Raw genomic sequence first — 13,415 nt, 5'->3', positions numbered from 1 at the left:
GCTGAGCCCTGTGCAATACAGAACTCAGCCCTTAAATCTAACCAGCCTTTAAACCGTCCAACTTATTGGGGTCAGTTCACCAGCGCGGGCTTAAAGTGAACTTGAGTGCTCCAATATGGCTATGCCTTATCGACGACCTTTTTCAGCGCGTCCTTGACATCGCCCTTTGCAACTTGGGCCTTGCCCTTGGCTTCCTGTAGGGCACCCTTTGTCTGTGTTCCTAGAGAAAGAAGTGCCAACGTCCAGGCGCCTGGTTCCTCAGTCGATGATCCTGTTGCGGAAAGCGGCGGCGATCAAGGCAGTGTCCTTATAAACGTTGAACTCGTCCTTTAAGCGGCCGATGTGTGTGCGCACCGTATAGACGGAACAACCCAGGATTATTGCAATTTCCTGGGCGCTTTTTCCCTCGCACATGAGCGTTAGTACTTCCTTTTCACGCGGCGTTATTCGAGGATCCATAAGCCACATATGGTGCTTCCGTTGCCCCTTTGACAGCCGGGATTGAAGATGAGGAGCGTACAGTTTGCGGCTTTGCAATAGTTGTCAATGCAGCGCTATATACTGTCACACATCTGCGCAGTGAGGGGCGCCTGAGGATTGCATATATAAGTCGGACAGAGCACCTAACCTTCCCTCTGCTGCGAGAGGGCTTACCCGTATCCCTTGATACAAAGACAGACAAATGGACCAGACCTTTTGTTCAAATTGAAGGTCCGCGGGCATACATAGATTCCTGTGAACTCGACATGGCCGTCATAGGCAACACCAAAGAGGTGCCGTCGAAGACGACGGCGGTCACGTTGTCGAACCTCCCTTGCCGTCCAGGGCATGGCGCGGGCGAGCCTGACATGGATTGCTAACTAAGGCGGGGTTTGCGTCATTTCGCTCCTGCGTTCGGGGCTGGTTGCTCAGTCGATATGGCGTCCGTCGTCCGTCCTGGAAGTTCCGGAGATCCGTCGGCATGTTCGATGGTGATGAGAACCGGACCGGCCTCCATCTCGCCGAACGGAGATGCAAAGGCGATCTCCGCTGCGTCACGCCCTACGCCGATGCGTACGAGACCGTCGAGATTCGCCTGCCGCGTGGCATCGAACAGCCACCATCGTCCATCGAGATATGCCTCGAAGACCGCGTGGAAATCCCGTGGCTCGAGGCCATAGGCGTAACAGGAGACGAACCGCGCGGGAATGTTGAGCGCCCGGCAGAATGCGATGCCGATATGCGAGAAGTCGCGGCAAATGCCCGCACGCTTGATGAGGCTCTCAGTGGCAGTCGTTTGCTCGTTCGAAGAGCCTCGCTGATAGTCGATGTTATCGTAGATCCAGTTACAGATCGCCGTGACCCTGCGATGTCCTTTGGGCATGGCGCCAAACTCCTTTTCCGCGAACGCAGAGAGGCGGTCAGACGGCACGAAGCGCGACGGCAGCAGGAATGGCATAATGTCGAGCGGGATGGCGTTCAAGGGAACCTCGTCGATCGTGTTCGGATCGGCCCGGAAGACGTCGAGCGTGACGTCGGCCTCATATCGGACGTTCAACGGGCCGGGCTGCGCGTAGAGGCTGAAATACCGGTTGTGGATGTCGGGAACGACATGGGCGCGCCGTTCGTGGCCAGGCGTGATAGTCAGCTGCTCGACCAGATCGTGGTGGCGCATGAGCTTCGCGACCTCTAGGTTGAAGATGAAGACCGTAGGCGACTTAACGTCGTACGATAGGTCGCAGCCTAGGGTGTAGCGGACGGTCATTGGAAGCCTATCGCGTGAGAGGTCCCTGCGAAACTCCGAAGGAACCGACAAGTTCCGACGCAGCTGTGAAGCCGCCGCCTCCGCGATCTATTCGAAGTCAACGTCGGCGACGGGTGTGTCGGGCCACTGGCTGTCGAGGCTCTCCATGTAGGGGACGCGGCCCCGCATGGACCTCAGCTATGGCCTATCGCGGCACCGCAATGTCGGGCCGGCTAGGTCGTAGTGCGTTGAAATCATTACAAACATGATGTCGCCATTCAGATCCGCTGTGGACTGTGTGGGCGGTTGTTTATCGATGGTAGAGATTTCAGAGCGCAAATCTCGGAAATACGTGCCCCGGACGGCTTATGCGGACGAACGCATTCTGCGCCCTCGTCTTGTTACCTAGCTGGTTGCCATGAGAGTTGCGTTGCCTCCGGCAGCCCCAGTGTCAATCGACGTCGACAATTCCTCCAGAACCAACCTGCTTCGGCCGGCCGCCCCGCCGCCTCGAGACCGCAGCGCTTGTCCGCCAGCCGTTGGCGACCCTTGCTCGCTTGGAATCGGGAAAACGCCTCATTGGCTGGGAGGAACCATGCCCGACGCCAAGGCAGCTCCGCGCCGCCGGAGCACCGCGTCTAAGTACTCGCAGACACCTTCATTTGGATTGATCATTTCCGCAATATGAATGCCGAGCTGCGTTGGGTCATCGAAGGCGATCGACTACTTTGTCACCCGAGCGTCATCGGCGAACTGGCTCTTGGCAGCCTGCGGGATCGCCGCAACGTCCTAGCCTTCTTACGGCTCAGCGCAAAGCGATCGTCGCCACCGCATGACGAAGTCATGACAATGATCGATCGACATGGCATTTTCAGCATGGGCATTGGCTACACTGATGCCCACTTGTTGGCGTCGATCCTCCTGGCGCAACGAGCAGCGTGCGGACAAGAGACAAGCGATTGCAGGCAGCCGCCGAAAAAGCGGGAGCTTCCCTGCACATACCCGTCGACAGATCCCATTGAGTACTCAGGCCGATCCTCCCTCGTCGAGAGCCGGTGTTTCAGCTATGGCAGCGATCGACATGCGCTGCTCCTGACCGGTCGAATTCTCGTGTCGACGTCCTGCCGGCCACGGCAAGGGCGCCCCTCCAAACAAATGAGCATACCAGGCGAAGGCGCGTCCGCGCCGGCGCCAGTTCGCGCACGGCTTGACCGGTTAAAAGGGCAGCCGCAGGAGGTTAGCGAAGCGCCGCTCGCAACGAGCGGGACCCGGGACCGACTGCCCCCGGCAAGCCGTTCCGCTTGAAGGGTACCCGTGTCGCCCTCACCTCACCTGCCCGGCCGCGCCAGCGACCTTGCGATATCGACGATGTCGTCGCGCGAGGCGGTTGGGTCCTCTTTATTCCAGGCAACGCCAAGCCCGATCCTGAAATCGATGCCCCTGACTGCCTTCAGCTCGAAGGCCCGGTTCGGCAAGCCCTCGGTCCATTCCGGCGCAAAGCCGATGCCGAGACCTGCCGAGACCAGCGACACCAGCGAATAGGTGTCGTCGCAGCTATAGGCGATGTTGCCGGTGAGATCGTATTCCTCGAACTTCTCGTTGAAGTACCGCTCTGTGTACGAGAGGTTCTTGCGATTAAAGGCGATGATCTTTTCCCCCCGCAGGTCGTCGATGGCGATCTCCGACTGCCCGGCCAGTGGATTGGTCCTGGCCACCGCCAGCAGATAACGCTCATGGGCGATCGAGGAGAAGCGCAACGAGCCGATGTTTTCCACCGGTCTGATGAAACCGAGATTGATCTGGCCGTTTTCCAGGCCACGGATGATATCGCCGGTATTGCCGCTTGATATATGGATGCGGATATCCGGGTACTTGCGGGCGATCTTTGCCAGAAACGCCGGCAGCACGCCGGTGGTCGCCGGATAGACGGTGCCGATCCTGATCTGCCGGATGGTCTTACCGGCCACCGCCCTGGTGATCTCGGCACTCAGATCGACCTCGCTCAGGATCCCGACGCAGCGCTCGTGGAAGATCTCCCCTGCCCTGGTCAGTTCCACCCGTCTGGTCGAGCGGATGAACAGGGGGCAGCCAAGTTCCCGCTCCAGCGCCTGCACATGATTGGAAAGTGCCGGCTGGGCGATGCGCACCTTGGCTGCCGCCCGGCCGAAATGCAGTTCCTCGGCCACCGCGACGAAATAGGAGAGCTGGCGTAGTTCCATGAGGGGTTCCACGATCGATGTGAGAATTAAGCAATTTATCTGAATTTAAGATAACTGGAAATCAGATATAATCGAAGACCCCATCTTAGGCAAGGTGGGTGAACGTGGCGAAGACGCTCGGCACGGAAAGGCATAGAGCGCTGATAGCGCTGCTGGTCGAGAAGCGGGAGGCATCAGGTCTCACGCAGACGGAGCTTGCTGACAAACTTGGCGAATACCAGTCGTTTGTCGCCCGCTTGGAAAGCGGCCAACGTCGCGTCGACGTCATAGAGTTCCTCGAGCTGGCGAGAATACTGAACTTTGATCCTTTGGACGCCCTGGGCCGACTTGTTAGAGAACCATTTAACAGCTGAGCCGCGACTCATTGCGACCTCGTGTCATCGACAGAGCCTGTAGCAGGAGAATCTTGAACAGATGCGAACCGCACACCCGTGATCTCATTGGAGCGGTGTAACGCCTATTTATGGAACTTTGATAGCGATTTTATCCTGAGCAAATAGGATGCGGTCTTTGATAAGATCATACCATCGAAACGGGATCTCCGCGGCAACCGTATTTCCAATGCATGGGTATCAGTGCTGAGGATCTGATCTCTCGTCGCGGGCGTTCATATACGGCGTGGCACGGATGTGGATCGATGGGCATTTCCCGGTTGGCGGATCAAACGCCCGGCCGAAGAAGCTATGTCTGCTGCATTAGATGTGTTCATTCTGTCGATCGGCGCTCCGGATCGCGCAGGCATCACCGGTATCAACTGATCGAGAGCCATAAAGGACACTGGCAAAGCGCACGGGAGTTTGCGACCGTTATCGATGCCGGTCGTTCGCTCTATTTCTCACTGAGCTTTGCAAGGTAATCCCGCAACAAACTCGCCCGCCGCGGACGAAAACTACCTCCGTTGCTTGAAAGGCTCTCGACCCGGTCGACCCTAAACATCCGGAAGTCATCACGCAGGCAACACCAGGCCAGAACCGTCAGGACGTGATCGCCGTACATGATGGCAAGGGGGCGAATGATGCGCCGGCTGGGGGTGTCCGCTTCATCACGATAGCCGATTTCGATTTCCTGCTCCTCCCAACACGCCTGCCGTATCGCTTGCAGATGCGGATGCGAGCCGTAGCGACCACTTGGCCGATAGACATGGGATATTGAATGCAGCAATTGCTGCTCGCGATCGTCCGGCAAGGTTGCGGCGACCTTGGCGAGCACAGCCTCGGCGGCACGCGCCAAGTCCGGGTCGCCCATCTGGCGCACTTCGCCTAGTCCCACGGTAATCGCTTCGATTTCCAGACGATCGAATGTTTGCGGCGGCAGAGCATAGTCCTCGATCAATCGATAGCCATAGCCGCGCTCGCCTTCAATTCGGGCGCCCGAGAGCCGCAACAGTTCGATATCGCGGTAGATCGATCGTACGGACACGCCACGTTCGACCGCCAGGCGTTCCGCCGTGATCGGGGGCGCCATGACGCGCATAAGCTGAAGAAGGCGCAGCAATCTATCGGGTCCGCTCATCGTCCAACTGCCGTGAAGTGTCAGTTGGGTACATCTATACCCGTTTCATCCACTTCACATAGCCATCAGCGTCCCGCGACGATATTTTAGAAAGAGAGTGAACCATGGTTTTCAGTGCATTTGCCCAGATCAGTCTCTGGGGCGTTCTCGCGGCTTCCGCGTTCGGCTTCGTATTCGGGGGCGTATATTTTGGCGCTCTGGTACCCCAATATTACGCAATCGCGCTGGGACGTGAGACCATGCCGCCCCCCAAGCTCGACATGCTGACCATCCTTGGCCCCTTCGTGTGCAATATCGTTATGATCGTCACGACGGCTGCGATCATGCACATGATTGGCGTTGTCTCGCTTACCGATGCCCTGTCGCTCGGACTGGTGATCGGCGTCGGTTATCTCCTTGCGATGTGCATGACGATCGCGATCAATCCCAATTTCCCCAGACCGTTCTACTACACAATGGTGAACGCGCCCTATCTCGTGGTCAGCAGTTTGGTGATGAGCGCCGTGCTGTTCCTGTTGCAGTAGGCCCATTATGCGCGCGAGCGCAGACGATGCATGGATTTTCGAGGTGCCGGAACAACTGCAGATGTGGTTTTAGAATAACCACGCCTGCAGTTTGCAAAGATGGTCAGGGCTACCTGAAGGTGCCTTTTCCTTTCTTGGTAGGCCGCGCTTGAAAATGAGCGGGCTTAGCCCGTCAACCCAGCCGTTGTGTCCACTTCTGTCATGCAGCCGTTTGGAAGCTGATGGTCCGCAATCCACCTTAAGCGGCCTGTCCGCTTGTATGGCGACCCACACGAAAGCGGATCGAAGTTTCTGACGATAAGGTCCGGTATTGGCCCATTGCAGTCATGGAGCGGGGCGTGAACGGGAAAGTTCGGCTTCACGCCACTGCAGCCATTGCTGTCTCAGCTTGCCTCTGGAAACGCCGATGGTCTCTTGGAGAACCTCAAGATTGAGGATGCGTTCGGTGCGAAAATGGCGAAAGGCTTGCTTCGATTCACACCACGCAATCAAGAGACAGTGCGCGTCCGCATAGCCCAAAAGCACGGGCCAAACGATACGGTGGGTTACCACGCCATTCACCGCGCAGTAGTCGAGCTGCATCTTTCGGCCCTCCCTGATCGCCCGCCTGAGCGGACGGGTGTCGAAGGTAGAGCCGTTGGTGATCTCTCCGGGTTTCAGGCCGACTGCAGGTTCGGCGATAAAGGGAAGCAGGTCGCTCGGTATTGCGGATGCGATCTTTGAGATGACATCCCGGGCGGCATTGGTGATGGCCGGGTCACCCAGCTTTTCCACCAATTGAACGCCGAGCAGGACGGCCTCGATTTCCTCCAATGTCAGCATCAGCGGCGGCATGTCGTATCGCGAATCGAGGACATAACCAAACCCAGTTTCCCCATCGATGGGGACGCGCTGGCCTATCAGGTGCGCGATGTCACGGTAGATGGTTCGTCGCGCGACCTCGAGTTCATCCGCAAGCTGCGCCGAAGTGACGGGGCGGCTCGACCTTCGAAGAATCTGGATGATCTGAAAAAGCCGTTCCGCTTTTCGCATAACTGCTGACTCCTGCTGCCACAACGCTGGCAGCAGGACTGTGTCACAAAAGCAGGCAAAGAGATTGTTACGGCTGAAGGAGAAAATTATGAAATTTGCATCCACCCGCCTCGTCGCCTCGGACATCAAAAGGATCGTGGCCTTCTACGAGCTGGTGACGGGCTACCGCGCGGACTGGCTTGCTCCCGTCTTCGCCGAGATCGTCACACCAGGCGCAGCTTTGGCAATAGGGAGCGCGGAGACGGTCGCTCTGTTCAAGGAGGGCAGTGCGGAGCCCTGCGCCAATAAAACCGCCATTCTCGAGTTCATGGTGTCAGACGTCGATGCAGAATTTGCACGGCTTAAGGATCAGGTCGACGTGGTGCACGCGCCAAAGGATTTGCCATGGGGAAATCGTACGGTCCAGTTCTCCGACCCCGAGGGCACCCGCGTCGCCCTTTATACACCCGTGACCGAGGCAGCGAGACAACGCTTCAGCGGTCGTTGATGGGCTGACAAGGTCTGCCAGAGATCAATCCTCGGCCAGGGCCCGCCCGCTTCTGACCGCAGTTGGCGCCCAGGGGCCGAGACGACACCTCCATGAAACCCGCCGGCTCGATGGTCGACGAACTTGCGCTGCAAGACCGAGGTTGATGGATCGCAGGAATCAGACCACTTACCGACTTCTTGGCATCGCCGTAGAACATCCGGGTATTCTCCTTGAAGAAGAGGGATCTTCGATACCGGAATACCCGGTCCCCTGCCCGCGCTCAGCCGCCGGCAGCGACACTTGTGACGAAAGGCTCACCGGCTCGGAAGAACTAAGTGGTCATGACGACGATGCCGATGCTGTTGCAGGTTTTCTCACATCGGTCCGCAATGGCGTCTCGTCCTACCCACCGACTAACCTGGGTGAGAACCACTCTATATGCTCAAGCGTGACCTTGGCGACCGATCCCACCTCAGGCCTTGAGGTGGAGGCGACCTGTGGGTAGAACTCGGACGAGAGAAACATAACTAAAGCGGTTCGCGCGGGTTATCGACCTTTGCGTCTTTTCAGCACCCTAAGGTCGAGCAGGTCAGTTGAGGCGTCCTACTGCAAAATTCGCGGTAAGGTAGTGGCTCGGCCGGAAATATTTTGTCGTTGATTACTTGGCGTCAGCCGGAGATGGATGCTCGTGTTGACGTGCCACTGTTCGATGGCACGAACAGCTGGCGACAGCGGCTGACAGAGCGCGGCGCTAAGCGTGGTCTTGAACCATATCGAACCTCCGACCCGACAATTAGGAAACTCGTCTTTGGGGACGCTATGCAGGCGGCAGACAGTACGTTCATCCGACTGGCTCGAACTCTGGACGGTCGCGTACTTTGTCTGGACACACCGACGCCCTGTGCCGAGCAGGCGTGAGTGTTCAACGAGGTGGTCGATAAAGCACCTGACGCGCGTCGACGAACACCGCATAGATTTCCTCGACCTCTCCGGGAATGAACTCCTCGAGAAGTACGAGTCACCCCTATTGGATCGCATCCTCCGCAGTCTAGGTTCCCACGGGCGTGATACTTACGCCCTCGGCTGCGAGTTGCCCCAGCGTCTCGCCGTGGTTTGCCTCCACAGAAACCGGGATTGATAGCCCCCCGCGCGCGGGGGGCTATCAAACCGGCGCGATCGCGTGGGCTTGCCAGACTTTCCGCTCTCGCAAATCATTGCTATCCGATAGCACTGTCCGTCCGAACAAGCATGGCGTCAGTTTTCCGGCTAGCGCGAATTACGCCAGTGCGGAGGATAAGCGCGCTCGTAACACGGGAGCTGTTCGATCCTGGCAATCCATCGCGAAACTGCGGGATATGAGGATTGAAGATCGTCAAGTCCGAGTTGGAGCGAGACGGCATCTGCGCTTTTCCCGACGCGCGCAAGGAACTGGACGCATGGGATCGCCGTGAAATCCGCGGCAGACAGCTGGTTGCCCGCCAGGAACGGTTGGACGGTCAAGAGGCCCTCCATCCATCTTAACGCTGCATGCGATTGAAGCGCCGAGGCCCTGATCCCATCTGCGTTGGTGCCAGCTTGTCCCCTGATCAACGGGCGGGAGACCCCGTCGTCCATCGGGTCGCGGGCATAATTGATGAATTCAAGTATACGCTGCCAGATTAGGCCTGCTTCCGAAGAGCTTTCCCCGAACAGTGCAGGATCCGGGAACTCGCGCTCAAGATATGCCATGATGGCGACGGACTCGTGGACAACGAAGTCGCCGTTCGCAAGGGTGGGCACTTTACCGCGGGGATTCAGTGCAAGATATTCCGGCGTCTTGCTTTCGCCCTTTGTCGGATCGAGGCGTTTGGAGACATAGGGAATTTTCTTGTACTCGAGCGCGATCATTGTCCGCCAGGAATTGGGGCTACCGCTAACCCAGTAGAATTCATAGGCCATGGAGGTCATCCTTTGTTCGGTCACCGGATAACCAAGATAGATGCTGCCGACCTGCGACATAACGTGCGACGATGCGATAACGTTTATTCGCCGGCCGAATGAATTGGCACGCTCGCGAACGGCCAAGAGGGTAACCTGTTGCAATATCCGGGTGGGTTCGGAGCATTGTCGCAGGCGCTTGTACGCCAGCGCCCTTCAGAAGTTCTTTAACAACTGCTGTAAGTAGTCGACGAACGCTCGCGCAGCGGGCTTTGCAGCCTGTCCGCTTGCAAAGAGAGCGTGGCTCTCGATCTCAGCCATTTCCCATCCCGGCAGGAGTCGAACGAGCTCTCCATTACCGATGTAACCGCGAAGAGAGGGGTAACTCGCGACGACCATGCCGAGACCCACGAGACTTGCGTTGATGCCGACTTCGCTACCGGTGATCGACAGGTCTCCAGCTGGCCTGACCGTGACCTGCTCGTCTCCCCTGTTGAACGTCCACTCGGAATTCGCGGCTGGCCCAGCAAGAATCGCACGGTGATTAGCCACCTCGTCCGGTGTGTTTGGCGCCCCGTGTTTTTCGAGGTAGCGGGGAGCCGCCGCGAGTATGAGCCGCCATCGTCCGAGCGACCGGGCAATGGCCGTCGAATCCGCGAGCTTGCCAAAACGGATCGCAACATCGACGCCTTCAGCGATCAGGTCCTGCCGCTGGTCTTCGATGATCAGTTCGACCTTGAGAGAGGGATGAAGCGCCATGAACTCCGCAAGGCTCGGCACGATGACCCGGGACGCAAAGATCGACGACGAAGCGACCCTGATGCGGCCGCGCAGTTCCCCATTACCGCGCACGTCGTGCTCTGCCTGGTCCAATGTGTCCAGCGCAATCTGCACGCTTGCGAGATAGTCTCTGCCCGCATCCGTCAACGTCACCGATCGCGTGGTCCGGACGAGCAGCGTCGCACCGAGTTGTTCTTCGAGAACAGAGATCAGACGCGACGCCGTTGGCTGCGAGAGCTTCATTTCTTTGGCGGCACGGGAAAAGCTTCCGGCGTGCGCAACGCGGACAAATAATCTCAAGGCTGCAAGTTGGTCACTCATCCACATGGACGTTAGTTTCCCCGCATCACATAAGCAACTGCAGAGGAGTGGAGGCGCCCGCGTCGGATGACATCGACGCGAGCGCCCTGATCATACCTGTGCCCAGCCGCCGTCGACCGTCAGCTCGATCCCGGTCACATAAGCGCTGTCGTCCGAAGCCAGGAACAAAGCCGGCCCCGCAATTTCCTCGCCCGTCCCCATCCGACCGAGCGGGATCAACGAAATGACATGGCCGTTGATGCCATCGACCTGTTCGGCGCTCAGTCCGGACTTTAGCAGGATATCGGTTGCAATATGGCCCGGCGCCAATGCATTGACGCGGATGCCGCGTGCCTTCAGGTCGGTCGTCCAGGTCCGGGCCAGCGAACGAAGTGCGGCTTTCGTCGCCGAGTAAACGCTGAAGTTCGGCAGCCCCTTTGAGCCGGCAATCGAGGTGTTCAATATGATTGAGCCACCATTGGGGACCAGCGGAAGAAGCTTCTGCACTGTGAAGAACGTACCCTTGAAGTTCGTGTCAACCGTCGTGTCAAAGTCGTCCTCGGTCACATCTTCGAGCGGCACGAGCTTTCCGCCCCCGGCATTGGCAAAGATGACGTCGACGCGGCCATACTTATCATTGAGATGATCGCGAAGGCGGATGGTGTCTTCGAGCTTGGAAACGTCGCCCTGGACGAAGTCTGCACCGATCTCGCGGGCGGCCGCCTCAACCGTCGAGCGATTGCGGCCGGTGATGACGACTTTTGCCCCTTCCTTGATAAAGAGGCGGGCGGTGTCGAGACCCATTCCCGTACTGCCGCCGGTGACGAGGGCGATCTTGTTGTCGAGCTTACCCATATTCGTTCCTTTCAGGTTTTCACGGCCGCCAGTGCGGCTCGTGCTCCAGAGATACGAAGGGTGGTGGTCTCCAATTAGACGGCAAAGTTGGATATGAGTTATCAACCCGCTGAATAGATCCGAACGGCAATTGAATATGAAAAAACCCTGCGGACGATCCCGCAGGGTCTTATGGACATCTGGTGCTGCCGAGTTCTGGCTAGTGAAACGGTACCCAAAGCGTCCTGATCTCGACATTAAGCAATCCGGACCGGACACCGGGATCATCCGTTCCGAGACGGGTGCCTTCTGCGAGGTCCGCGGCCCTGAAAATCGTGAACCCTCCGTCTTCGAGCTTCCCAGACAGACCGCCCTCCTCCTTCATGAACGGCCCGCTTAGGATAACCTTGCCCTCATCGTGGAGCGTGCTGACGTAGTTTACATGATCCATGAATCCAGGCTGTTCGTTATAGGGCGTGCCCTCGATCCAATTCCGGCCGGGCGTCTGGAATACAACGTAGTAGTGGGGTCCGTTCTGATCGATCATTGACGTTCTCCTTGGTTGCGTATCCGTGTTTCCCGGATCCGGTGGAGAAAACCTAAGGCTTGGGTGCCGAGGTCGGTAGCGGCTGAATTCGAATAACATTCATCCACCGGCTGAATGAATTGTCCGCACCTTGGACGGGAAAGCAGCTTGACGGTGTCGGCTGTGCGAGATCGCGATTGCATCGCCTTGAAAGGACCCTTCAATCGCTGGCAGAACTTACCTCTCGCCCCATTCGCGATCGTGCTCATGAAACAGAGACGACAGAGAATTTAGGCAAATGGTCCTCCAAGCCTTGATCATCAATGCGCGTGGATCTAATGAGGCGCGTCAGTGATCCTAGGAGTTTAGAATGCAAGTTCTGGTACGTGACAACAACGTTGAGCAAGCGCTCCGTTTTTTGAAAAAGAAGTTGCAGCGCGAGGGCGTATTCCGGGAGGCCCGACTTCGGGAGCGTTTCGAAAAGCCCTCCGAAAAACGTGCTCGTGAGAAGGCCGAGGGTATCAGGCGTGTCCGTAAACTTGCTCGCAAAAAGCTTGAGCGGGAAAGCGGTATTTCGGCCCCCAGGAAAGCAAGAGCTTCTGGTCGCTAATGGGGACCGAATGACGGATGTTTCGTCTCGCTGATGCCGCCGCTCCGCAGCGACGATGTCGGGCGATGATCGGTTCGCTGCTCTCCGACGACAATCGCCGGGTCAACGCGCAGTTCATCGAGGTATCCGGCGGTTTGGCGACCTAACTGCCATGATCGAGGGCGGTCGCCACGCTCCCATCGTTTGGTACGCTTCTCTGCAGCCAATCGACAGGCGTAAAAACCGCAGTCCGGCGCAATGCAGTCGCCGGAGGTTCCAGCATGGATACGGCCCGCTTGATGTCTGGTGGGCGTGACAATCGCAAGATTGGCAGACATGCCCCGCCCCAAACGAAGCCCGACATTGTTTGGGTCGGCCTAATAAGTGGAGCCCCGGTCACCACCTTCCGAACTGGTTATAGCTTACGCTCGGTTTAAACTGTCATGAACAGCGGTGACGTCCAAATGCGGGACTGATCCCTCTGTCTCGCTGTCAGGAAAAGCGGGTGTTGGCGGCCGTGGCTCAATCCAAGTCCAGGAAGCGGTATCTCGCCTGAGAGATCGCGTGGAAGAGGGCGATCGGTGACACGCTCCAACAGAAGTCGAAGCTCGACACCCTGAAGATCGACCGAGATCGAGCTCTTTGCGATCAGCTCGCTTCCGCGTGCCTCTAAAAACACCTCGGGAGCATGGACATGTGGCGGCGGCTGAAGCGCCTCCCCGATCTTGCTATAGCCGTGAAGCTTCGCGGCGACGACGATGCGTGCGTCGCGCAGGTCGGAAAGCTTAAGTTCGATTCCGTCGACGTCGCCATGTGTTGCCGTCCTGAAGCCGAGGGTGCCGAGCCCAGCGGCTGTTCTAGCGGACTGGTCACCGTGCCGTCGGCTCTTCGGGTATTCATCGACTTTCTCCAGGAGAGAAGCCGGCGGTCGCAGTCGCAAAAGGGTGAGATTTGATTCAGTCCCGATTGCCTGGATTGGCGCCTTCGAAG

Annotated in this window: 14 protein-coding genes and 3 pseudogenes; 6 read left to right on the top strand and 11 right to left on the bottom strand. The window is 58.0% G+C overall.

The annotated features are described in order from the left end of the window. Positions 1-119 precede the first annotated feature (119 nt). From A6U98_RS37780 to A6U98_RS23505, 3 genes and pseudogenes are all read right to left on the bottom strand, one after another. Positions 120-215: pseudogene (locus A6U98_RS37780) on the bottom strand (CsbD family protein); the annotation flags it as partial. Positions 216-258: 43 nt separating this feature from the next. Continuing rightward, positions 259-459, bottom strand: coding sequence for a helix-turn-helix domain-containing protein (locus A6U98_RS23510; RefSeq protein ID WP_064653254.1), 201 nt, complete (start codon positions 457-459; stop codon positions 259-261). Between the two features lie 418 nt (positions 460-877). After that, complete coding sequence (locus A6U98_RS23505; protein WP_064653244.1) at positions 878-1,744, bottom strand: transglutaminase family protein; 867 nt, start codon at positions 1,742-1,744, stop codon at positions 878-880. A 663-nt stretch (positions 1,745-2,407) separates the two neighbouring features. Between A6U98_RS23505 and A6U98_RS37775 the strand changes: the two are divergent. After that, positions 2,408-2,745, top strand: a pseudogene (locus A6U98_RS37775) (type II toxin-antitoxin system VapC family toxin). Positions 2,746-3,051: 306 nt separating this feature from the next. Here the strand turns inward: A6U98_RS37775 and A6U98_RS23500 are convergent. Continuing rightward, entirely contained in the window at positions 3,052-3,942 is an 891-nt protein-coding gene (locus tag A6U98_RS23500) for a LysR family transcriptional regulator (protein WP_064653242.1), read from the bottom strand. A gap of 98 nt (positions 3,943-4,040) precedes the next feature. On the opposite strand from A6U98_RS23500, the gene A6U98_RS23495 reads away from it, so the two are divergent. Beyond that, complete coding sequence (locus A6U98_RS23495; protein ID WP_082933977.1) at positions 4,041-4,295, top strand: helix-turn-helix transcriptional regulator; 255 nt, start codon at positions 4,041-4,043, stop codon at positions 4,293-4,295. A gap of 475 nt (positions 4,296-4,770) precedes the next feature. On the opposite strand, the gene A6U98_RS23490 is transcribed toward A6U98_RS23495, so the two are convergent. Next, the gene (locus A6U98_RS23490) at positions 4,771-5,454 is read right to left on the bottom strand and encodes a YafY family protein (RefSeq protein ID WP_064653240.1); all 684 of its coding nucleotides are present in this window, start codon (positions 5,452-5,454) and stop codon (positions 4,771-4,773) included. A gap of 104 nt (positions 5,455-5,558) precedes the next feature. On the opposite strand from A6U98_RS23490, the gene A6U98_RS23485 reads away from it, so the two are divergent. Beyond that, positions 5,559-5,978: a DUF1761 domain-containing protein gene (locus tag A6U98_RS23485; RefSeq protein WP_064653238.1), complete on the top strand. Its 420-nt coding sequence runs from the start codon at positions 5,559-5,561 to the stop codon at positions 5,976-5,978. Between the two features lie 324 nt (positions 5,979-6,302). Here A6U98_RS23485 and A6U98_RS23480 read toward each other — a convergent pair whose 3' ends face one another. Next, positions 6,303-7,010: a YafY family protein gene (locus A6U98_RS23480; protein WP_064653237.1), complete on the bottom strand. Its 708-nt coding sequence runs from the start codon at positions 7,008-7,010 to the stop codon at positions 6,303-6,305. Between the two features lie 88 nt (positions 7,011-7,098). Here A6U98_RS23480 and A6U98_RS23475 point away from each other — a divergent pair, with 88 nt between their 5' ends. Next, positions 7,099-7,497 carry a VOC family protein gene (locus A6U98_RS23475; protein WP_064653235.1) on the top strand — a complete coding sequence of 133 codons (399 nt, stop codon included), beginning with the start codon at positions 7,099-7,101 and terminating at the stop codon, positions 7,495-7,497. Positions 7,498-7,645: 148 nt separating this feature from the next. On the opposite strand, the pseudogene A6U98_RS37770 reads toward A6U98_RS23475, so the two are convergent. The 5 genes and pseudogenes from A6U98_RS37770 to A6U98_RS23455 all read right to left on the bottom strand — a co-directional run. After that, positions 7,646-7,764 (bottom strand): annotated as a pseudogene (locus tag A6U98_RS37770) (NAD(P)(+) transhydrogenase (Re/Si-specific) subunit beta); the annotation flags it as partial. 981 nt (positions 7,765-8,745) lie between these two features. Next, positions 8,746-9,417, bottom strand: coding sequence for a glutathione S-transferase family protein (locus A6U98_RS23470; protein WP_064653250.1), 672 nt, complete (start codon positions 9,415-9,417; stop codon positions 8,746-8,748). Positions 9,418-9,612: 195 nt separating this feature from the next. Beyond that, the gene (locus A6U98_RS23465) at positions 9,613-10,503 is read right to left on the bottom strand and encodes a LysR family transcriptional regulator (protein ID WP_197496432.1); all 891 of its coding nucleotides are present in this window, start codon (positions 10,501-10,503) and stop codon (positions 9,613-9,615) included. An 84-nt stretch (positions 10,504-10,587) separates the two neighbouring features. After that, on the bottom strand, positions 10,588-11,331 hold the full coding sequence (locus A6U98_RS23460; RefSeq protein ID WP_064653233.1) for an SDR family oxidoreductase: 744 nt from the start codon (positions 11,329-11,331) through the stop codon (positions 10,588-10,590). A 199-nt stretch (positions 11,332-11,530) separates the two neighbouring features. After that, complete coding sequence (locus tag A6U98_RS23455) at positions 11,531-11,857, bottom strand: YciI family protein (protein ID WP_064653231.1); 327 nt, start codon at positions 11,855-11,857, stop codon at positions 11,531-11,533. 349 nt (positions 11,858-12,206) lie between these two features. On the opposite strand from A6U98_RS23455, the gene rpsU reads away from it, so the two are divergent. Both rpsU and A6U98_RS38060 read left to right on the top strand, forming a co-directional pair. Further along, the gene (rpsU, locus tag A6U98_RS23450; protein WP_028734557.1) at positions 12,207-12,446 is read left to right on the top strand and encodes a 30S ribosomal protein S21; all 240 of its coding nucleotides are present in this window, start codon (positions 12,207-12,209) and stop codon (positions 12,444-12,446) included. A 17-nt stretch (positions 12,447-12,463) separates the two neighbouring features. Beyond that, positions 12,464-12,592, top strand: coding sequence for a hypothetical protein (locus A6U98_RS38060; protein ID WP_280950258.1), 129 nt, complete (start codon positions 12,464-12,466; stop codon positions 12,590-12,592). The last annotated feature ends 823 nt before the right edge of the window (positions 12,593-13,415 follow it).

This window comes from Rhizobium sp. WYCCWR10014 (assembly GCF_001657485.1).
Lineage (GTDB): Bacteria > Pseudomonadota > Alphaproteobacteria > Rhizobiales > Rhizobiaceae > Rhizobium.
This window is presented reverse-complemented; position numbering and strand designations above follow the sequence as displayed.

Excerpts from the sequence above, each read along its gene's own strand:
- A6U98_RS23510 (WP_064653254.1), bottom strand. The coding sequence starts at position 459 with ATGGATCCTCGAATAACGCCGCGTGAAAAGGAAGTACTAACGCTCATG.
- A6U98_RS23505 (WP_064653244.1), bottom strand. The coding sequence starts at position 1,744 with ATGACCGTCCGCTACACCCTAGGCTGCGACCTATCGTACGACGTTAAG.
- A6U98_RS23500 (WP_064653242.1), bottom strand. The coding sequence starts at position 3,942 with ATGGAACTACGCCAGCTCTCCTATTTCGTCGCGGTGGCCGAGGAACTG.
- A6U98_RS23490 (WP_064653240.1), bottom strand. The coding sequence starts at position 5,454 with ATGAGCGGACCCGATAGATTGCTGCGCCTTCTTCAGCTTATGCGCGTC.
- A6U98_RS23485 (WP_064653238.1), top strand. The coding sequence starts at position 5,559 with ATGGTTTTCAGTGCATTTGCCCAGATCAGTCTCTGGGGCGTTCTCGCG.
- A6U98_RS23480 (WP_064653237.1), bottom strand. The coding sequence starts at position 7,010 with ATGCGAAAAGCGGAACGGCTTTTTCAGATCATCCAGATTCTTCGAAGG.
- A6U98_RS23475 (WP_064653235.1), top strand. The coding sequence starts at position 7,099 with ATGAAATTTGCATCCACCCGCCTCGTCGCCTCGGACATCAAAAGGATC.
- A6U98_RS23470 (WP_064653250.1), bottom strand. The coding sequence starts at position 9,417 with ATGGCCTATGAATTCTACTGGGTTAGCGGTAGCCCCAATTCCTGGCGG.
- A6U98_RS23465 (WP_197496432.1), bottom strand. The coding sequence starts at position 10,503 with ATGTGGATGAGTGACCAACTTGCAGCCTTGAGATTATTTGTCCGCGTT.
- A6U98_RS23460 (WP_064653233.1), bottom strand. The coding sequence starts at position 11,331 with ATGGGTAAGCTCGACAACAAGATCGCCCTCGTCACCGGCGGCAGTACG.
- A6U98_RS23455 (WP_064653231.1), bottom strand. The coding sequence starts at position 11,857 with ATGATCGATCAGAACGGACCCCACTACTACGTTGTATTCCAGACGCCC.
- rpsU (WP_028734557.1), top strand. The coding sequence starts at position 12,207 with ATGCAAGTTCTGGTACGTGACAACAACGTTGAGCAAGCGCTCCGTTTT.
- A6U98_RS38060 (WP_280950258.1), top strand. The coding sequence starts at position 12,464 with ATGTTTCGTCTCGCTGATGCCGCCGCTCCGCAGCGACGATGTCGGGCG.